An 18,499-nucleotide genomic window follows, 5' to 3' on the forward strand; every position below is an offset into this window, starting at 1 on the left:
TACCCGGGCTAGCGGGCCAGGAAACCCACCCGGTCGTAGACCTGTGCGAGAGTGTTGCCGGCGATTTCCCGCGCCTGCTCCGCGCCCGCGGCGAGGATACGGTCGAGTTCGCCTTGATCCGCCAGATACTCTTCCACTTTGGCACGCAGGGGCGTGACAAATTCCACCAGCGCGTCGGCGACGTCGGACTTCAGATCCCCGTAGCCCTTGCCCTCGAAATCCTTCTCCAGCGTGACGATCGGCGTTCCGGTCAGCGAGCTCAGAATCACCAGGAGATTGCTGACGCCCGGCTTCGCGTCCGTGTCGTAGCGGATCTCGCGCTCGGTGTCGGTGACCGCCGAACGGACCTTCTTCGCGGTGATCTTGGGATCGTCGAGCAGGTTGATCAGGCCCGCGTCGGTGGCGGCCGACTTGCTCATCTTGGCGGTCGGGTCCTGCAGGTCGTAGATCTTCGCGGTGCCCTTGACGATGTGCGCCTCCGGCACCACGAAGGTCTTCTTGTAGCGGGTGTTGAAGCGCTGCGCCAGGTTTCGGGTCAGCTCCAAGTGCTGGCGCTGATCCTCGCCGACCGGCACCTGGTGCGGGCGGTAGAGCAGGATGTCGGCGGCCATCAGCACCGGATAGGTGAACAGGCCGACGGTCGCGTTCTCCGCGCCCTGCCGGACCGATTTGTCCTTGAACTGCGTCATCCTGCTCGCCTCGCCGAAACCGGTGATGCAGCTGAGGACCCAGGCCAGCTCGGCGTGCTCGGGCACCTGGCTCTGCACGAACAGCGTCGACTTCTTGGGGTCGATACCGATGGCCAGCAGCTGCGCGGCGGCGGCCCGGGTCCGCGCCCGCAGTTGCTTCGGGTCGTGCGCGACGGTGATGGCGTGCATGTCCGGGATGAAGTACAGCGCGTCGTAGTCGTCCTGCAAGGTCACCCAGTACTGCAGCGCCCCAAGGTAGTTGCCGAGGTGGAACGAGGAGCTGGTCGGCTGGATCCCGGACAGCACACGCTGTTTACGCTCGGCGGCCGGGGCTGATGCGGGACTCGACATGCCTCCGATCTTCCCATGCGGGTCCAGCGGAATTTCTAGCCGCCCAGTTGCGTGGGTCGACGCCGGGCATGCTCGGCCGCCCGGTCCGCGCCAGCGCGCGCTCCCGCTCGGAGACCAGCCGGTAGACCGGGCCGCTCGGACCGGCGAGCGTGCCGCGCAGCACCCTCGGGGCCAGCGGCGGCGCGATATGCGCGGTGCGCACGCCGCGGGCCAGCGCGCGGAAGGCGAGTTCGTCGGCCATTCCCCAGCGCATGCCGTACATCGCCCGGATGCGCGGCGGCAGACTGCCCTGCACCAGCAGGAAGAACGCCGAGGTGACCTGGTGCAACGGCACACGCTGCGGATAGGGGACGCGCTGACCGGCCAGATACGACCCGACCAACCTGGCCTCCTCGGTGAGGAACAGCTCGTCGGAGGCGAGGTAGCCGTCGAAGAAGGCGCGGAAGGCCGGGTAGTCGGCGGGCGCTGCCGAGCGCGGCATGCCGAACAGCTCACCCCAACGCACGTAGTCCTGGTACAGCCCCTCGCGCTCGCCGTCGGTCAGCTTGCGAACCAGCAGGTCGTACATCGCTTCGGCGGAATCGAAGGTGAACGCCATCGTCATGAACATCAGGTGCGGATCGAGGGCCGAGTACGGCGTGCCAGCCACATGGTGTGGCCCGGCGTCCTCGGGCAGCTCGCCGACGACCTTGGCGTGCTTCTTCGTGGTGAACGCCAGCGCCCGGTCCGCCTCCTCCTTGCTGCCGAGGAAGACGGCCTCGAACAGCTTCCCGGTGAGCGCCAGCCGGGTGTAGGGCGTGTCGCGGTGCTCGGTGTTCTCGGCTGTCCCGACGTAGAGCCGAGGGTGCACGGCCCCGATCACGAGAGCACGCTGACCGTAGGTGAGACCGACCGCGCGCTTGCTCATGACGCGCCGCGCCATCGAGTGGTCGGCGAAGTATCCCGGCGTGGACGAGCGTGCGGACATCGTTGTCTCCTCATCGAAAGACCCGGCTACCGCCGGACCCACGTCATCTGGCAATAGAATCCCCCAGATTCGACATTGTGGCAAGGGCCACTACCAGAATCGTTGCCGTGCCAGAATCGTGCTGTGACAGCGCAGCGGACCTACGGCGGCATCTCCGCCGACCAGCGCAGGGCACAGCGCCGCACCGCCCTGCTGGACGCGGCGCTCGAGATCGTCGGCACCCAGGGCCTCGCCAAGCTGACCGTCTCCGGCCTGTGCGCGCAGGCCGGGCTCAACGAGCGCTACTACTACGAGAACTTCGACAGTCGCGACGCCGTACTGACCGCGCTGACCGACCGGATCGCCGAGGAACTCGCCGTCGCCATCCTGGACGGCCTGCGCGACGCGCCGGACGAACCGCGCGCCAAGGCGCATTCCGCCATCGCCGCGGGCATCCACATGCTCACCGACGATCCGCGCAAGGCGAAGGTCGCGCTGATCGCGGGCATGGCGACGCCGGAGCTGCGGGCTCGAACCACCGAGACGATCCGGGTGTTCGCGCGCATGGTCGCGGCGGAGGGCATCGACTTCTACGGCATCACCGAGCCGGAGCCGGATCCGGCCATCTTCTTCCGCGCGACCTATCTGGTCGGCGGTCTGGTGCAGACGCTGACCACCTGGTTGCAAGGCGATCTGCCGCTCAGCAAAGAGGAGCTCATCGAGCACACCACGGATGTGTTCGTCCTGCTCGGTGAGGATCTGGCGCGTCGCCTCGGCTGAGGTCGGACCCGAGACTTGGCACCCGAGCGTTCCGCCTCGGCTGAGGTCGAACCCGAGACTTCGTGCCCGAGCGCACCGCCTCGGCTGACGCATGTCGGGACCGGGGACCTGCGCCGGATCGCGAGGACCAGGGCTACCTCGGATCAAGCCAAGGTCAGCGGGACGAACTCGCCCGAAGGTGGCAGGCCCTGGTAGACCACGCGGAACGCGACATCGCGCCGTGCCCAGTAGTCGGCGCAGTCGCGCATCGCCGCTTCGAACCAGTCCCGCTCGTCGGGTTGATCGGCGAGCAGCGCGGCCGCGTCCCGCACCACCACGACGTAGCCACTCGCGTTACCGACGAAATCGTCCAGGTCGCGCAGGCATTCGTCGAAGGCGTCCTTGTTCGCGCCGAAGTAGTACGGGAACTGGAACGCCGCGGCCCACTCGTCGAATACGCCCGCGGTGCCGCGCATCTTCGGCCCGCGCAGCTCGCGCACCAGGTAGCCCGCGGGCGCGCGATAGCGCACCTCGCTCAGCTCCGGCGCGTCGACGGGCAGCGCGCCGAGCACCGGCGCGGACGACCCGCCGACGGCGGAGGGCGCGCCGTCGGCGGTGCGGGCGAGGAATCGCGAGAGCGGCACCGGACGGGTCATCAGCGCATCCTCGTGAAGGTCTCGTAGTGGTCGCCGGTGTACCAGGCCGTGCCGTCGCTGCCGGTCACGATGCGTTCGGCGTCGCGGGAGCGATTGCGCTGCTTGGGGTTGACGTCCCATTCCCGATAGGTGATCGACCTGCCCGCCGCGTCGGTGCGCGGCAGCGTGCCCTCGCGATTCATCCAGCGCTCGCCGCCCTTGGTGCCCGGCGCGTTCGCCGAATCCGGCCAGCGGCCCGCGTCGATCTCGGCCAGCGTCACGTAGGCGCGTTCCGGGACGCCCTGCGCCCGGCTCGGCGCCGGTTCGGTCGCCGCAGCGGGTGGGGTGGCCGGTGAGCGCGCGGGACTGTCGGTGGCGGTCGCGGTGGCGCGCGCCGTCGTGGTGGCCGAGCCCGCCGTTCGGTCGGTGTCGGAGCCGCCGCGCAGCGCGAGCACCGCGACCAGCAACACCACCGCCGCGGCGCCGAGCGCTCCGAGCGCCCGAATCACCTTGCTGTTCATCGGTACTGCACCGTCACCGGTGTGGTCGGACCAATGGTGAGCGTAGGCGGCCCGCTCCACGACGGCCTGCTGGCGCGACTATCCGTCATGGCTGACGAATCTACGTCACCCGGCACGACGTAGGGAGGCCATGGCGTCGGTGACGGCGCAGGTACGCCTGAGTTCAGGTATTGACAGTAACCATGAAATGAGAGCTACTATCAAAAAGTAGTAACTCGCATTTCTGGGGAGAGATCATGAACGCGGATACCCGACGGTGGCTCGCGCTCGGCGCGCTGGCCCTCGCCATGCTGACCATCGGTCTCGATATGACCGTCCTGACCGTCGCGCTGCCCACCCTCGCCGTCGATCTGCACGCGAACACCGGTGCGCTGCAATGGTTCAGCTCCGCCTACACGCTGGCGCTCGCGGCGTTCATGCTGCCCGCGGGAGCGCTCGGCGACCGTTACGGGCGCAAGAAGCTCCTGCTCGCGGCGCTGGTCCTGTTCGGTCTGGCCTCGCTTGCCTGCGCCTTCGCGGATACCTCGGGGCAGCTGATCGCGGCGCGGGTGGTGCTCGGCGTCGCCGCGGCGGCCATGGTGCCGCTGTCCATGGCCGTGCTTCCCGTGCTGTTTCCCGAGCAGCGGGAACGGGCCCGCGCCATGTCGATCTGGGTCACCGCGACCTCGCTCGGTCTGCCGCTGGGGCCGGTGCTCGGCGGCTGGCTGGTCGACAACTTCTGGTGGGGTTCGGTCTTCCTGATCAACGTGCCGATGGTGGTGGTCGCCGCGGCGGCGGTGGCCGCGCTGGTGCCGGAATCGCGTAATCCGCGACAGCATCCGATCGATCTGCCCGGTGTACTGCTGTCGATGCTCGGCATGCTCGGTGTCACTTACGGTTTCATCCGCTTCGGCGAAGAAGGCTGGGGCGACGCCGTCGCCTGGATGCTGTTCACCTGCGGCGCGCTCGCCGTTGCGGCGTTCCTGCTATGGCAGCGTCGCGCACGGAACCCGCTGATCGACCTGGAGCTGTTCCGCGCCAAGGGTTTTCGCTGGGGATCGGTGTTCGCCGTGCTGATCACTTTCGCGATGTTCGGCATGTTCTTCACCGTGCCGCAGTACTACCAGGAGGTGCTCGGCGCCGACGCGCTCGGCAGCGGACTTCGGCTGCTTCCGATGATCGGCGGCGTGGTGGTCGGTGCGCGGCTGGGGGACCGGCTGCTCCCGAAAGCCGGTGCGCGCGTGGCGATCACGGCCGGTTTCGTACTGCTCGGCATCGGCCTCCGCATGGGCGCGCTGACGGACGTGGACAGCGCCTACTGGTTCACCGCGTGCTGGATCACGCTGGTCGGCGTCGGTATGGGCATGGGCATGCCGGTCGCGATGTCGGTCGCCATGGACGATCTGGACGTCGCGCGCAGCGGCGTCGGGTCCGCGCTGATGCAGGCGCTGCGGCAGGCGGCGGGCACCATCGGCGTCGCGCTGCTCGGCACCGTGCTCGTCACCCGGTATCGCGCCGAACTCGGTGCGCTGAACGTCGCTCCCTACGACGACGGCGTGAGCGCAGGGGCGGCCGCGGCGAAGGCGAGCGGAAGCGCGGACGCGCTGGCCCAGGTCCAGTCGGCTTTCGTCGGCGGGATGAGCCTGATGCTGTGGGTCTGCGCCGCCCTGTGCGCGGTGTCGGTGCCGCTGGCGCTGTGGGTGCTGCCGGGCCGCGCGCCGGAGCCGGTCGACGCACCTGCCGCCGCGGCGGCGCGCGATGAGTCAGAATCGACGCATGTCGGTTGAGTCAACGGGTGAGGGTGTCGCGGTGCCGGGGTTGCGAGAGCGGAAGAAGGAGCGGACCCGCCGGACGATTCGCACCGAGGCGTTCCGGCTCTTCCGCGAGCAGGGCTACGGGGAGACCACGATCGAGCAGATCGCCGCGGCGGCCGACGTCTCCCCGAGCACCTTCTTCCGCTACTTTCCGACCAAGGAGCAGCTGGTCATCGCCGACGACCTGGATCCGGTGCTGATCGAGGAGATCCGCCGCCAGCCGCGTGGGCTTTCCCCGATTCTCGCCTTCCGCCAAGCGATGGACACGGCGTTCGCCACCCTGACGCCCGAGGAACTGGCCTTCGAGCAGGAGCGCCAAGCCCTGCTCTACCACGTGCCGGAACTGCGCGCGGCGATCGGCATCGAGCTGGAGCGCGGCATCGAGATGATCGCCGAGCTGCTCGCCGAATACCTCGACCGCCCCGCCGACGATTTCGAGGTCCGCGTGGCGGCCGGTGCTATCGCCGGAGCGGGCCTCGCCATCTCGCTGCGCGCGCCGGTGAACGCGGACAATCTCGGGCGCGCGATGGACTTCCTCGACGCCGGTCTGCCGCTCGACCCTTCCGTCGATTGACCGCCTCAGCTCGCCTCGGCCACCGAGGTGCGCTTCTGGTCGCGTAGGGCGCGCAGGGGAGTGTCGTCGTCCATCTCGGCGAAGAAGCCGCCGATCACGTCCTCGATCTCGGAAACCGACTCGGCGCAGTACAGAATCGGCTGGTAGTGGGTGATGTCGTAGGCGGCGGTTCCCATGGCGACCACGTCGAGCGGCCGCAGCTCGGCCCGCCGGAACTCGTCCAGCTCGCCGTAGGAGGACAGCAGTCCGGCTCCGTAGCAGCGGATTTCGCCTTGCTCGCGGACGACGCCGAACTCCATCGAGAACCAGAACACATCGGCGAGGAATTTCAGCGCCGTCTGGGTGGTCAGTCTGGCGACCGCCGCGCCGACGGTTTCGTAGATGGCGGCGAAGCGGGGGCTGGCGATCTGGTTGGCGTGGCCGATGATCTCGTGGATGGCGTCCGGCTCGGGCGTGTAGAGCGGGGCGGAGTGATGCCGGATGTACTGCGTCGAGTGGAACACCCGGTCCGCGAAGGAGCCGAAGAACTCGCGCAACGGCACCAGCCCGGCGGCGGGGACGTAGCGAAAGCCGGTCAGCGGGGCGAGTGCCGCCGTCACCTCGTCGAGTTGCGGGATGTGGTCGCCGGGTAGACCGAGCCGGGACGCGGCGGCCAGTACCTCCCCGCACGCGTACGTGCGGTGTTTGCGGGCCAGTTCGGCGGAGACGATCCGCCAGACCTGCTGTTCTTCCTCGGTGTAATCGATCTCGGGTACGGGTTCGCCCGGCTTGTAGGCCAGCGCGAGAGCGGCGATGGCGTTGCGGCGCGCCCGGTACTCGGGGTCGTGCACGCCGGGGTGCTCATCGCTCAAATGCACCGTCACGTCGCCGTCGCCGCTGCGGGTGACCGGCGAGTACAGCTGAGCCTCGGTGAACATACCTCGATGCAAGCACCGCCTGACCGTTCCGACAACGAAAGCCCGGCCAGCTGTACACACTGCCTAGCTGGCCGGGTCGATTCCGTCGATTGCCGGTCTCGCGGATGGAAACGGTGACAGCGGCGATTCAGTGACCGCCGTGATACGCGTGCACCACGGCGTGGCCCTTGCCGCGGCCGATCAGCCACTTGTTCACCGGTGTGGTGACCACGAAGGCGACGGCGAAAGCGAAGGCGAGCGCACCCCAGAACAGAGCGTCGGTGAGTCCGGCGTGCATGGCGCCGGGCACGGCGAGCAGCACCGCGTTGTCGGTGATCTCCATGACCGTGATCGACAGCGTATCGGCGGCGAACGCGACGGACAGCGCGGCGCCGAACGCGACGCCCGCCTTCATCACGCCGCGGATGGTCAGCGCGTAACCGAAGCCGAACGCCAGCACGATGGCGAGGACCATCGTCGGCAGCGTGCTCCAGCCCAGCGCGGTACCGATGACCAGGCCGAGCACCTCGCCGATGGCGCAGCCGGTGAGACAGTGCAGGGTGGCGGTCGCCGCCATCTTCCAGGTGGCGGCGGGGTGATGCCCGGTGTGTGCGGAGTGATCGGTGGTGCTGACGGTTTGATGTGCGGCGGCACTCGGGCTTCGGTGCGCGTCGACGCCGTGGCCGTGGTGCGTGTCGGCACTGTCGGTTCGGTGCCCGGCGTGCTGGTCGGCTGCGTGCGTTTCACTCGCGGCCGGTGCGGAATGGCCTGCGTGCCCGGAGTGCCCGTGCTGTGCCCCGTGGCGGCGTTCCATACCTCGCACTATACCCCCGTAGGGTATTAAGTCAAGAAGGGTATCCCGGCGCGTGTACGCGATTTGCCGGACATGAGCGGGGCTGATGGCGCAAGATGGCGAAAGTACGAAGGAGGACGCATGCATACCGTGCGGATCGATCTCGACCAGAAGCTGTTGGCCGCCGCTGCCGCGATCATGGGCACGTCCAACAGCAACGCCACCGTCAACGAGGCGTTGCGCCGAATCGTGGTGCACGAGCGGCAACTCCATCACCTCGAGAAGCTGGCCTCGGGTGTGCTGTGCGCGGTACCCGCGCCGGAGGTCGTCACCGTCGACGGTTAGAGCGCTACCGTCGACAGTCCCAGGCGTGGCGAAGGCGGAGGCCCGACCCGCCGTCTATCGCTGTAGTGCGCAGCGGGTGTCCGGCGGTGGAACGAGTTCGATCAGGTACTTCATGACCGGCTCGTCCACGCAGCGCACGCCCTTGAACGCGACGCCGTGCTGGGTTGCCTCGTAGGTGATCAGTGACGCGTCGAGGGCCTCGGCCAGCCGCACGCCGCGCTCGTACGGCGTCGCCGGATCGCCGGTGGCCGCCACGACCACCACTTTCGGCAGGCCGGTGATCACCGGCGGATGCGGCTGCCAATTCGGCGGCACCGGCCAGAACGCGCAGACGTCCAAGGGCGACTCGGTGACCGGAAGTCCGCTGTCGAAGATGGGAGCGACCTCGCGAATTCGGCGCTCCCACTGGGTTACTTGCGCCCGGTCGGTGACCCTGACCTCCTCGAGGCAGTTCACCGCCAGGTGCACGCCCATTCCGACGGACTCGGAATGGCCGGAGGTGATCGCCTGGAGCGCGTCGCCACGGCCCCGGCTCAGCTCGGCGAGGGCCGCGGTGAGGTCCGGCCAGAGTTTCGGGCTGTACATCGAGGCGATCACCGCTTCGACGGCATCGACGAAGTCCACTCCGCGCTGATCCGTGGTGGGCGCGGGGTGCTCGATCAGCGGCAGAGTCAGCTTCCGGTAGACCTCGGTGGCCTGCCTGGGATCGGTGCCGAGCGGGCAGTCGGGTGCCGTCGCGCAGTCCGCCGCGTAGGCCTCGAATGCCCGTTGGAACGCGGCGGCGTCGACCACCGGATCACTCATGTTGGACGCCGGATCGAGGGGACCGTCCAGCACCATCGCCCTGACCCGGTCCGGGAACATCTCGGCGAAAGTGGAACCGATGCGGGTGCCGTAGGAACCACCGAAGTACGTCAGCTTCTGCTCGCCGAGCACGGTGCTGATCACATCGAGATCCCTGGCCACATCGACGGTTCCGACGTGCGAGAGCAGCTTTGTTCCCGAACCGGCGGCGCACGAGACCGCGTAGTCCTCCACCTCCTCCTCCAGCTGGTCGACCTCGCCGACCGTATGGCCGACCGCGAGGAGCAACCGCTCCGTCCGCGTCTCCTCCGCGGACGGGCAGCGCACCAGCGGTGTCGAGGCGCCGAGGCCGCGCACATCCATGCCGATCACATCGAAGCGTTCGGCCAGCGGCGATTTCGCCAGCATCCTCGGCATGCCGAGGCCGGGCCCGCCAGGGCCGCCCGGGTTGGTGAGGATCGCGGCGACACGCTCGCCGCGCGCCCGCAGCCGAGAGATGGCGATGCGGGCGGTCTCGCCCCCGGGGTCGGCGTAGTCCAGTGGAACCGTCACCCGCGCGCATTCGATGCCCTCTGCGGAAAGACCTGCGCCGCCGGGATAGTTCTCGCACGACTCCCAGGTGAGGGTCTGGCGGAGGAACGGTTCCAAGGTCGGAGCCGGTGCGACGAGCGGTTCGTCGTCCGCGCACGCCGCAGTGGTGAGCAGCAGCGCCGCCAGCGCCGAGCGTGGAAACCACGACCGCGCCACTCTCTGAATCGTCCTGCGCCTTCGCACTATTCGCCTTCCCCCGGATGCCGGTTCGCCGAACAGTGTGCCCGAACCGGCGGTTGTCGGGCCCGCTGGGATCCGCTCAGACCGACCGGCAGACCAGGCCTTCGGGCGGCGGAGTGAGATCGATCAGATAGCGCAACACCGGCTCGTCCACGCACGCCACACCCTGGCCGAAGACGCCGTGCTGCACGCCCTCGTAGGTGACCAGGGAAGCGCCGAGCGCACGGGCCAGGTTGATCCCGCCCTGGTGCGGGGTGGCCGGATCGCCGGTGACGGAGACGACAACGACCTTCGGCAGATTCGGTATCGAGGGGACGTGCGGCTGGGAGTTCGTCGGCACCGGCCAGAAGGCGCAGACGCCGAGCGGAGCCTGTCCCGTTGCGCGCCCGTCGTCGAAAATCGGTGCGGCGGAGCGGGTGTGGCGGTCCAGTTCGGCGGCCTCCGCGCGATCGGTGACGCGCTTCTCCTCGAGGCAGAACACCGCCTGCTGCAGATCCCGCTCGACGATGCTCGGGCTCGCGATGATGTCCGCGAACGCCAGCAGAGCGTCGCCTCGGCCACCGGCCAGCTCTTTCAGGCCCGTGGTGATACCGGGCCGGCCCGCCGGGTTGTACAGCGAATTGGCTACCGCGCTGAGCGCGTCGCGGTAGCCGAGGCCGCGCGGGTCCGCCGTGGCGGCGGGCCGGTCGATCAGCGGGAGGACGAGGGCGTGGAAGGCCGCGGTGGCGCGGGCCGGTTCGGTGCCGAGCGGGCAGTCCGGCGCCTTCGCGCAGTCGGTGGCGTAGGCGTCGAAGGCCTGCTGGAAGCCGCGCGAGAACACCACGGCGTCGACCATGTCGGTGGCCGGGTCGACGCCACCGTCGAGGACCATGGCGCGCACCCGACCGGGGAACATCTCGGCGAAGGTGGAGCCGAGGCGGGTGCCGTAGGAGCCGCCGTAGTAGGTCAGCTTCTCGTCGCCGAGCGCCGCCCGGATCACATCGAAATCCCGTGCCACCTCGCGGGTTCCGACGTTGGCCAGTACGTCGACGCCGGTGCGCCGCACGCATTTGTCGACGTAGTCGCGGTGTTCGCGCTCGGTCTGCGCGATGCCTTCCGCCGAATAGTCGATGTCGAGCTCGTTGCGCTCCGCCTGGAACTCCTCCGGCGTCAGGCACACCACCTTCGGTGTGGACGCGCCGAGGCCGCGCACGTCGACGCCGATCACGTCGAAGCGTTGCGCCGTCTCGCTTTTCGCGAACATCAGCGGCATCGCGAGTCCCGGCGATCCGGGGCCGCCTGGATTGGTGAGCAGGGCGGCGACCCGCTCGCCGCGAGCGGGCAGGCGGGAGATGGCGATCGAGGCCGTGGCGCCGTCGGGCTCGGCGTAGTCGAGCGGGACGGTCACCCGCGCGCACTCCAGGCCGCCGGCGGTCAGCTCGGCGCCGTGCGGGAAGTCCGCGCAGGAACCCCATGCGACGCGCTGGTCGTAGTACCTGTCGAGGTCCGGGCTCGCCGCGGTGCCGGAGCCTCCGCAGGCCGCGAGCGTCAGCAGCGCGGTCGCGCTCAGTGCGCGGACGGTCCGCGTCGCGCCGTCGCGGCCGTGGGCCCCCGTGTTCTTGGAGTTCTTGCGCCACCCAGACATTCGTCCCCCCAATCGGTTCGTCCCCTCATTCTGCCCGAACCGCGCACCCACCCGACCTGTCGGTGGCCGCTGGCACAATCCGAATTCTCCATCGCCTTCGAGGGGGTCTGAGATGTCGGTACCGATCGCCAACCTGCCCTTCGGCCAACGCCCGCGTGAGCGACTGCTCGCGCTCGGCCCGCACGCGCTCAGCGACAGCGAATTGCTCGCCCTGCTGCTCGGTCAGGGTCGCAGGGGCGAGAGCGCGCTGGAATTGGCCGCGGAGCTCCTCGCCGAATACGGCGGCATCCCGGGTCTGGCCGCGGCCCGGCCCGAGGAACTGTTCCGCAGAGCGGGGGTCGGGGTGGCCAAGGCCGCCGCGATCATCGCCGCCTTCCAGCTCGGCAGCAGGGCACGCGCCGAACCCGAGGCCGCGCCGCACCTGGAAAGCGCTTTCGACGTCGTCCGCATCGCCCGCCCGCTGTTCGACGGCGTCCGCGTGGAACGAATCCTCGTGCTGGTCTGCGACACCCAGAATCGCTTGCGGCAGAAGGTGTTCGTCGCCGAAGGCGCGGTCGATCAGGTCACCGTCCCGATCCGCGAGATCCTCAACACCGTCCTCCGCCACGACGGTCGCGCCTTCGCCCTCGTTCACAATCACCCCTCCGGCACGGCCACCCCCAGCCTCGACGACCGGCGCACCACCACCGCCCTCATCGAAGCCTGCCGCACCGTGGGCCTCCGCTTCCTCGACCACGTCGTCCTCGCGGGCGAACACTGGTCCTGCGCGACTCCTCTTCCCCTCGGCCGGGAATGAGTCGGCTCAGGTCGTATGCCGTGCTCCCTCCGACAGGTGCCCGCGCAGGCCGATTTCAGCGGCTTGGTGCACGATGCCGGTGATCGTGGTGGGTGTCAGCTGTCCTCTGGCGGAGTCGTCGAGCACGGCGTCGACCGCACCGACCATCGCGCCGGTCAGTGCTGCCGCGTGCAGTATGTCGAGATCGTCGGGGTAGGCGCCGAGGAGGGCTCGGGTCAGGCGCTGCCGCAGGCCGGCGTTGCGCAGCAGAGCGGCAGCGCGCAGGGCGGGCACTTCGGCGATGAGGCGTGCTCGGATGTGCGTGAGTTCGTGATCGAGCGGGAAACTCCAGCTCGTCGCCGCGCTCAGCTGATCGATCGCGCGCAGGAGTAGGTCGGCGGGACGTTCGGATGGGACGCGGGTCGCGAAGATCTCGGCGAGAAGTTCGTCGTAGAGGTCGTCGTCGGCGAAGACGACGTCTTCCTTGGTGGTGCAGTAGTTGAAGAAGGTCGCATAGGAAACCTGTGCGGCGGCGGCGATCTCGGCGACGGTGGTGTTGTCGTAACCCTTCTCGCCGAACAATCGCAGGGCCGCCTCGACGAGAGCCTGCTTGGTCTTCCGCTTCTTCTGTTCCCGCAGTCCCATGCCTGGATTCTTACACGCCATCGAAATTTAGACAGAGTCTAATTTCTGTTAGCCTGGCGGCATGATCGAACGAACGGGGTGCGTCGTCGTGGGTGGCGGCCCAGCGGGGATGACGCTCGGACTGTTGCTGGCTCGCGCGGGCGTCGAGGTGACCGTGCTCGAGAAGCACGCCGACTTCCGAAGGGACTTCCGCGGCGATACCGTCCACCCGTCGACACTGCGCCTTCTCGACGAACTCGGCTTGGGCGAACGGTTCGCGAGAATTCCCGCCGGGCGCCTGCGGCAGATGCGTATCCGAATCGGCGACACCGTCGTCGTGATGGCGGATTTCAGCCGAATTCCCGGTCGGCACAAGCACATCGCGATGGTGCCCCAGGGCGATTTCCTCGATCTGCTGTGCGCTGCCGCTTCCGAGGAGCCGACGTTCACCCTCCGTCGCGACTGCACCGTCACCGGATTACGCCGCGACGACGACGGCCGGGTCACCGGTGTCGACTACACCGATGCGGACGGCGGAGCGCGGTCGCTCACCGCGGATCTCACGGTTGGCTGCGACGGCAGGTGGTCGGTGGTGCGCCGTGAATCCGGACTGCCGGTGCGCGAGTTCGAGATTCCGATGGATGTGTGGCAGGTCCGAGTACCCAAGTCCCACATCGGCGATGGCGAGGTGTTCGGCTGGTTCGGCGGGGGTCAGGTGGCGGTGGCGATGGATCGCGGCGACTACCAGCAGGTGGCCTACCTCATCGCGAAAGGCACCGACGAGCAGCGGCGACTCGAGGACATCGCGGCGTGGCGGTCCCGTCTCGGCGAGCTGTGTGGTTTCTCGGAGCGGCAACTGGCCGCCATCCGCGACTGGGACGATGTCGCCGCGCTGCGGACCGGGATGGACCGGCTGCGCCGCTGGTACGCCGACGGCGTGCTGTGCATCGGCGACGCCGCGCACACCATGTCGCCGGTCGGCGGCGTCGGCGTCAACCTCGCGATCCAAGACGCCGTCGCCACCGCGCGATACCTCGCCGAACCCTTGCGACGCGGCAAGCTTCGCGGTACCGATCTGGCCCGCGTCCAACGCCGCCGATCCTTCCCCGCGGCGATGGTCCAGCGGTCCCAGCGCGCCGAACACGACATGCTCATCCGCCCCGCCCTGAACGCCACCCTCGACGAGCGCAGGCTCCCCGCGCCGCTGCGGCTACTGCGCCGGTCGGCCTGGCTGCGCGCTGTCACCGCCTACTTGGGCGGTATCGGCCTCCGCCCGGAACACGCCCCGCCGTTCGCGCGCCGCGCAACGCGTTCCCCGGTCCCCTGATCTATGCGCCGCAGAATCCCCGCGTGCGGGCGCCCCAGTGTCAGCCGGTGAATCGGTTCGGATGCAGGCGACGCCGCGCGTGGTCGAAGCCCCGCAATTCAGCGAAGGCCGCCACCGTCTCAGGGATGGTGGCGGCCTTCGTTGTGAGGCGGTGGTCCGGAGGTCAGCGGGTGAAGAGGAGGGCTCGCTTGACTTCCTGGATGGCCTTGGTGACCTCGATGCCGCGGGGGCAGGCGTCGGTGCAGTTGAAGGTGGTGCGGCAGCGCCAGACGCCTTCGACGTCGTTGAGGATGTCGAGGCGTTCGCGGGCGCCTTCGTCGCGGCTGTCGAAGATGAAGCGGTGGGCGTTCACGATCGCGGCCGGGCCGAAGTAGCTGCCGTCGCTCCAGTACACGGGGCAGGAGGTGGTGCAGCAGGCGCACAGGATGCACTTGGTGGTGTCGTCGAACCGGGCGCGGTCGGCCTGGCTCTGGATGCGCTCGCGGGTTGGCTCGTTACCCGTGGTGATCAGGTAGGGCTTCACCGCGCGGAACGCGTCGAAGAACGGCTCCATGTCGACGACGAGGTCCTTCTCCACGGGCAGGCCGCGGATCGGCTCGACGGTGACGGTGAGCGACTTGCCGCCCTTGGGCAGCATGTCCTTCATCAGCACCTTGCAGGCCAGCCGGTTCACGCCGTTGATCCGCATCGCGTCCGAACCGCACACGCCGTGCGCGCACGAGCGACGGAAGGTGAGCGTGCCGTCCAGGTAGGACTTGATGTAGATGAGCACGTTCAGGAAGCGGTCGGTCGGCAGGACCGGCACCTGGAAGGACTCCCAGTGCGCGCCCTTGTCGTCCTCCGGGTTGAACCTGGCCACCTTGACGGTGATCATCACCGAGCCGTCGGGGACCGGAGCGGGCTTCTGCGAAGAGGGTGCTTCGGCAACAGCAGTCATCAGTACTTACGCTCCATCGGCTCGTAACGGGTCTGCACCACCGGCTTGAAGTCGAGGCGGATGTCGGCGATGAGCTCGGGGCTCTCCTTGTAGGCCATCGTGTGCCGCATGAAGTTAACGTCGTCGCGGTCCGGGTAGTCCTCGCGTGCGTGGCCGCCGCGCGATTCCTTCCTGTTCAGCGCGCCGACGACGGTGACCTCGGCCAGCTCGAGCAGGAAGCCGAGCTCGACGGCCTCCAGCAGGTCGCTGTTGTACCGCTTGCCCTTGTCCTGCACCGAGATCCGCGCGTACCGCTCCTTGAGCGCGTGGATGTCGGTGAGGGCCTGCTTGAGGGTGTCCTCGGTGCGGAACACGGCGGCGTTCATGTCCATCGTGTACTGCAGCTCGGTGCGGATGTCGGCGACCCGCTCGTTGCCGTGCTCCGACAGCAGCATTTCCAGCCACTCGGTGACCATCTGCGCCGGCTTCTCCGGCATGTCGACGAACTCGGTGCGCTGGGCGTACTCCGCGGCGGCGATGCCCGCGCGGCGGCCGAACACGTTGATGTCGAGCAGCGAGTTGGTGCCGAGGCGGTTGGAGCCGTGCACCGAGACGCACGCGCACTCGCCCGCCGCGTAGAGGCCGGGGACGATGTCGGTGTTGTTGCGCAGCACCTCGCCGCGGATCCGGGTCGGGATGCCGCCCATCACGTAGTGGCAGGTCGGCATGACCGGCACCGGCTCCTTCACCGGGTCGACGCCCAGGTAGGTGCGGGAGAACTCGGTGATGTCGGGCAGCTTCTCCTCGAGCACGTCCTCACCGAGGTGGGTCACGTCGATCAGCACGTAGTCCTTGTTCGGACCCGCGCCGCGGCCTTCGAGCACCTCGAGCACCATCGACCGGGCGACGATGTCGCGCGGTGCCAGGTCCTTGATGGTGGGGGCGTAGCGCTCCATGAACCGCTCGCCGGAGGCGTTGCGCAGGATGCCGCCCTCACCGCGAACCGCTTCCGAGATCAGGATGCCGAGACCGGCCAGACCTGTCGGGTGGAACTGGTGGAACTCCATGTCCTCCAGCGGCAGACCCTTGCGGAACACGATCGCCATGCCGTCGCCGGTCAGCGTGTGCGCGTTCGAGGTGGTCTTGTACATCCGGCCCGAGCCGCCGGTGGCGAACACGATCGACTTGGCGTGGAAGACGTGCAGCTCGCCGGTGGCCAGCTCGTAGGCGACCACACCGGTGGCGACCGGACCGCGGTCGGTCTCGGTGAGCACCAGGTCGAGCACGTAGAACTCGTTGAAGAACTCCACGTCGTGCTTGACGCAGTTCTGGTACAGCGTCTGCAGGATCATGTGGCCGGTGCGGTCGGCGGCGTAGCACGCACGGCGGACCGGGGCCTTGCCGTGATCGCGGGTGTGGCCACCGAAACGGCGCTGGTCGATCTTGCCCTCGGGGGTCCGGTTGAACGGCAGACCCATCTTCTCGAGGTCCATGACCGCGTCGATGGCCTCCTTGGCCATGATCTCCGCGGCGTCCTGGTCGACCAGGTAGTCACCACCCTTGACGGTGTCGAAGGTGTGCCATTCCCAGTTGTCCTCTTCGACGTTGGCCAGCGCGGCGCACATACCGCCCTGGGCCGCGCCGGTGTGGCTACGGGTCGGGTACAGCTTGGTCAGCACCGCGGTGCGGACCCGGGGACCGGCCTCGATCGCCGCGCGCATGCCCGCGCCACCGGCACCGACGATCACGACGTCGTAGCGGTGTTCCTGAATCGGTCGCGATTCACTCATCGAGGGCCTGTTCCTAACTGATGTTGGGGTCGAAGGTGAAGATGACGTAGGTGCCGACGCCCGTGACCAGGATCATCGAGATCACCAGCAGGGTCTTGAGCCAGAACCGGGTCGAGTCCTTGCGGGAGTAGTCGTCGATCACGGTGCGCAGACCGTTGCCGCCGTGCAGCTGGGCCAGCCACAGCATGGTGAGGTCCCAGATCTGCCAGAACGGGGAGGCCCAGCGGCCCGCGACGAAGGCGAAGTTCAGCCGCTGCACGCCGCCGTCGATCATCAGCATGATGAACATGTGGCCCAGCACAAGGACCATCAGCAGCAGGCCGGAGAAGCGCATGAACAGCCACGCGTACTTCTCGAAGTTGTTGCTGGAGCGGGCGCGCGGCGAGCGGGGCAGATCCAGGCTGGCCGGGCGGTCGTAAGACTTACCGAGAACAGGTGCAGTCATGGCGATCAGTGCTCCGTGAACAGGTAGAAGAACTGGCGGCCGATACCGGCGGCCGAGACCAGGATCCAGATGGCGAGCACGATCCAGAGCATCTGGCGCTGGTAGCGCGGGCCCTGGGACCAGAAGTCGACGAGGATCACGCGGACGCCGTTGAGCGCGTGGAACAGCACGCAGACCACGAGGCCCATCTCCATCAGCGCGACGAGCGGGGTCTTGTAGGTCTCGATCGCCGCGTCGTAGGTCTCCGGGCTGACGCGGACCAGTGCGGTATCCAAGACGTGCACGAAGAGGAAGAAGAAGATGGTGACACCGGTGATCCGGTGCAGCGCCCAGGACCACATTCCGGGGTCGCCTCGGTACAGCGTCTTCCGCTTCGGCTGGGCCGGAGCTTCGATCGTGGTCATAGAGTGCGGTGCCTCCAACGTCGTTGATGGACCCGGTTTCAGGTCCCGGGCCGGCCGCGTGAAGGGGGCGAATGCCCAGGTTGCTGCGCTGTGCTCCGAGTGTGCTGGAGCACGGTGCTCCGTTTGCGCGAGGCCCGCCGGGAACCTGAACCGATCTGTTGTGGACTCTAATCCTCTCGGTTTCGCGGAACTAATTCGGCGTGCCGTGCGTTGCGCTACATTGCGCTGGGTTAGGTTTGCCTTTGTTGATGCGTAATGGGGTGCGCGCGGGCTCTCGTGCGCCCTCCTCGCGGTGGTTCGGCGGGAGGCTCGCGATGCCGGAAATCGAGTGGAATGTTTTGCGCGACAATGCTATTCGAGTTATGCGCAATGCCTATGCGCCCTACTCCCGTTTCCCGGTCGGCGCCGCGGCTCTCACTTCGGACGGTCGAATTGTGAGCGGTTGCAATGTGGAAAATGTCTCATATGGATTGGCCCTCTGCGCCGAATGCGTACTCGTCGGTAACTTATTCGCGGGCGGCGGCGGGCGTCTCGCGGCGGTCTCGGTCTGCGATTCCCGCGGCGAAATCCTGATGCCGTGCGGTCGCTGCCGCCAACTCCTCTACGAGCACGGCGGCCGCGATCTCCTGGTGGACCACCGCACCGGCCCCGTCCGGCTGAGCACTCTGCTACCCGACGCCTTCGGCCCCGACGACCTGGACGCCGGGCAGCAGTAGT

General features: G+C 68.3%; 20 protein-coding genes. 7 read left to right on the forward strand and 13 right to left on the reverse strand.

Annotated features, from left to right (window positions below):
- Positions 1 to 8: 8 nt before the first annotated feature.
- Together trpS and CRP45_RS23825 are read right to left on the reverse strand one after the other, a co-directional pair.
- Positions 9 to 1,040, reverse strand: coding sequence for a tryptophan--tRNA ligase (gene trpS, locus CRP45_RS23820; RefSeq protein ID WP_067787850.1), 1,032 nt, complete (start codon positions 1,038 to 1,040; stop codon positions 9 to 11).
- Complete coding sequence (locus tag CRP45_RS23825) at positions 1,003 to 2,007, reverse strand: oxygenase MpaB family protein (protein ID WP_097247037.1); 1,005 nt, start codon at positions 2,005 to 2,007, stop codon at positions 1,003 to 1,005. Before CRP45_RS23825 ends, trpS begins: the two co-directional genes overlap by 38 nt.
- A 123-nt stretch (positions 2,008 to 2,130) precedes the next feature.
- On the opposite strand from CRP45_RS23825, the gene CRP45_RS23830 reads away from it, so the two are divergent.
- Entirely contained in the window at positions 2,131 to 2,766 is a 636-nt protein-coding gene (locus CRP45_RS23830; RefSeq protein ID WP_067787852.1) for a TetR/AcrR family transcriptional regulator, read from the forward strand.
- A gap of 143 nt (positions 2,767 to 2,909) precedes the next feature.
- Here the strand turns inward: CRP45_RS23830 and CRP45_RS23835 are convergent, their stop codons facing one another.
- Both CRP45_RS23835 and CRP45_RS23840 read right to left on the reverse strand, forming a co-directional pair.
- The gene (locus CRP45_RS23835) at positions 2,910 to 3,401 is read right to left on the reverse strand and encodes a barstar family protein (RefSeq protein ID WP_097247039.1); all 492 of its coding nucleotides are present in this window, start codon (positions 3,399 to 3,401) and stop codon (positions 2,910 to 2,912) included.
- Positions 3,401 to 3,901 carry a guanyl-specific ribonuclease gene (locus CRP45_RS23840; protein WP_097247040.1) on the reverse strand — a complete coding sequence of 167 codons (501 nt, stop codon included), beginning with the start codon at positions 3,899 to 3,901 and terminating at the stop codon, positions 3,401 to 3,403. Before CRP45_RS23840 ends, CRP45_RS23835 begins: the two co-directional genes overlap by 1 nt.
- A gap of 236 nt (positions 3,902 to 4,137) precedes the next feature.
- Between CRP45_RS23840 and CRP45_RS23845 the strand changes: the two genes are divergently transcribed.
- Both CRP45_RS23845 and CRP45_RS23850 read left to right on the forward strand, forming a co-directional pair.
- Positions 4,138 to 5,667 (forward strand): MFS transporter, encoded by a 1,530-nt coding sequence (locus CRP45_RS23845; protein WP_097247042.1) that lies wholly within the window; start codon positions 4,138 to 4,140, stop codon positions 5,665 to 5,667.
- Positions 5,657 to 6,268, forward strand: a complete 612-nt coding sequence (locus tag CRP45_RS23850) for a TetR family transcriptional regulator (protein WP_097247043.1) — start codon at positions 5,657 to 5,659, stop codon at positions 6,266 to 6,268. The genes CRP45_RS23845 and CRP45_RS23850 overlap by 11 nt, the downstream gene beginning before the upstream one ends.
- 5 nt (positions 6,269 to 6,273) lie before the next feature.
- On the opposite strand, the gene CRP45_RS23855 is transcribed toward CRP45_RS23850, so the two are convergent.
- Both CRP45_RS23855 and CRP45_RS34740 read right to left on the reverse strand, forming a co-directional pair.
- On the reverse strand, positions 6,274 to 7,185 hold the full coding sequence (locus CRP45_RS23855; RefSeq protein ID WP_097247045.1) for a phenylalanine 4-monooxygenase: 912 nt from the start codon (positions 7,183 to 7,185) through the stop codon (positions 6,274 to 6,276).
- A gap of 127 nt (positions 7,186 to 7,312) precedes the next feature.
- Complete coding sequence (locus CRP45_RS34740; RefSeq protein ID WP_245910369.1) at positions 7,313 to 7,978, reverse strand: DUF4396 domain-containing protein; 666 nt, start codon at positions 7,976 to 7,978, stop codon at positions 7,313 to 7,315.
- Between the two features lie 120 nt (positions 7,979 to 8,098).
- Between CRP45_RS34740 and CRP45_RS23865 the strand changes: the two genes are divergently transcribed.
- Positions 8,099 to 8,302, forward strand: coding sequence for a type II toxin-antitoxin system VapB family antitoxin (locus tag CRP45_RS23865; protein ID WP_097247047.1), 204 nt, complete (start codon positions 8,099 to 8,101; stop codon positions 8,300 to 8,302).
- A gap of 54 nt (positions 8,303 to 8,356) precedes the next feature.
- Here the strand turns inward: CRP45_RS23865 and CRP45_RS23870 are convergent, their stop codons facing one another.
- A complete protein-coding gene (locus tag CRP45_RS23870) occupies positions 8,357 to 9,853 on the reverse strand; it encodes an alpha/beta hydrolase (RefSeq protein ID WP_245910370.1) in 1,497 nt (498 codons plus the stop codon).
- A 103-nt stretch (positions 9,854 to 9,956) separates the two neighbouring features.
- Positions 9,957 to 11,501: an alpha/beta hydrolase gene (locus CRP45_RS23875; RefSeq protein ID WP_097247050.1), complete on the reverse strand. Its 1,545-nt coding sequence runs from the start codon at positions 11,499 to 11,501 to the stop codon at positions 9,957 to 9,959.
- Between the two features lie 112 nt (positions 11,502 to 11,613).
- Here CRP45_RS23875 and CRP45_RS23880 point away from each other — a divergent pair, with 112 nt between their 5' ends.
- Positions 11,614 to 12,297, forward strand: a complete 684-nt coding sequence (locus CRP45_RS23880; protein WP_097247051.1) for a JAB domain-containing protein — start codon at positions 11,614 to 11,616, stop codon at positions 12,295 to 12,297.
- Positions 12,298 to 12,303: 6 nt separating this feature from the next.
- On the opposite strand, the gene CRP45_RS23885 is transcribed toward CRP45_RS23880, so the two are convergent.
- Positions 12,304 to 12,921, reverse strand: coding sequence for a TetR/AcrR family transcriptional regulator (locus CRP45_RS23885; protein WP_179830988.1), 618 nt, complete (start codon positions 12,919 to 12,921; stop codon positions 12,304 to 12,306).
- A gap of 61 nt (positions 12,922 to 12,982) precedes the next feature.
- Here CRP45_RS23885 and CRP45_RS23890 point away from each other — a divergent pair, with 61 nt between their 5' ends.
- Complete coding sequence (locus tag CRP45_RS23890; RefSeq protein WP_097247055.1) at positions 12,983 to 14,227, forward strand: FAD-dependent oxidoreductase; 1,245 nt, start codon at positions 12,983 to 12,985, stop codon at positions 14,225 to 14,227.
- Positions 14,228 to 14,390: 163 nt separating this feature from the next.
- Here CRP45_RS23890 and CRP45_RS23895 read toward each other — a convergent pair whose 3' ends face one another.
- Genes CRP45_RS23895 through sdhC form a run of 4 tightly spaced genes read right to left on the reverse strand, consistent with a single transcriptional unit; the run spans position 14,391 to position 17,782 of the window.
- On the reverse strand, positions 14,391 to 15,164 hold the full coding sequence (locus CRP45_RS23895; RefSeq protein ID WP_067787816.1) for a succinate dehydrogenase iron-sulfur subunit: 774 nt from the start codon (positions 15,162 to 15,164) through the stop codon (positions 14,391 to 14,393).
- Positions 15,164 to 16,915: a succinate dehydrogenase flavoprotein subunit gene (sdhA, locus tag CRP45_RS23900; RefSeq protein WP_179831001.1), complete on the reverse strand. Its 1,752-nt coding sequence runs from the start codon at positions 16,913 to 16,915 to the stop codon at positions 15,164 to 15,166. The genes CRP45_RS23895 and sdhA overlap by 1 nt, the downstream gene beginning before the upstream one ends.
- A gap of 31 nt (positions 16,916 to 16,946) precedes the next feature.
- The gene (locus CRP45_RS23905) at positions 16,947 to 17,378 is read right to left on the reverse strand and encodes a succinate dehydrogenase hydrophobic membrane anchor subunit (protein ID WP_067787814.1); all 432 of its coding nucleotides are present in this window, start codon (positions 17,376 to 17,378) and stop codon (positions 16,947 to 16,949) included.
- A 5-nt stretch (positions 17,379 to 17,383) separates the two neighbouring features.
- Positions 17,384 to 17,782, reverse strand: coding sequence for a succinate dehydrogenase, cytochrome b556 subunit (gene sdhC, locus CRP45_RS23910; RefSeq protein WP_084483136.1), 399 nt, complete (start codon positions 17,780 to 17,782; stop codon positions 17,384 to 17,386).
- Positions 17,783 to 18,096: 314 nt separating this feature from the next.
- On the opposite strand from sdhC, the gene CRP45_RS23915 reads away from it, so the two are divergent.
- The gene (locus CRP45_RS23915) at positions 18,097 to 18,498 is read left to right on the forward strand and encodes a cytidine deaminase (RefSeq protein WP_097247058.1); all 402 of its coding nucleotides are present in this window, start codon (positions 18,097 to 18,099) and stop codon (positions 18,496 to 18,498) included.
- Position 18,499: the final 1 nt, after the last annotated feature.

Origin of the sequence: Nocardia amikacinitolerans, from assembly GCF_900215415.1 — a bacterium.
GTDB lineage: Bacteria > Actinomycetota > Actinomycetes > Mycobacteriales > Mycobacteriaceae > Nocardia > Nocardia amikacinitolerans.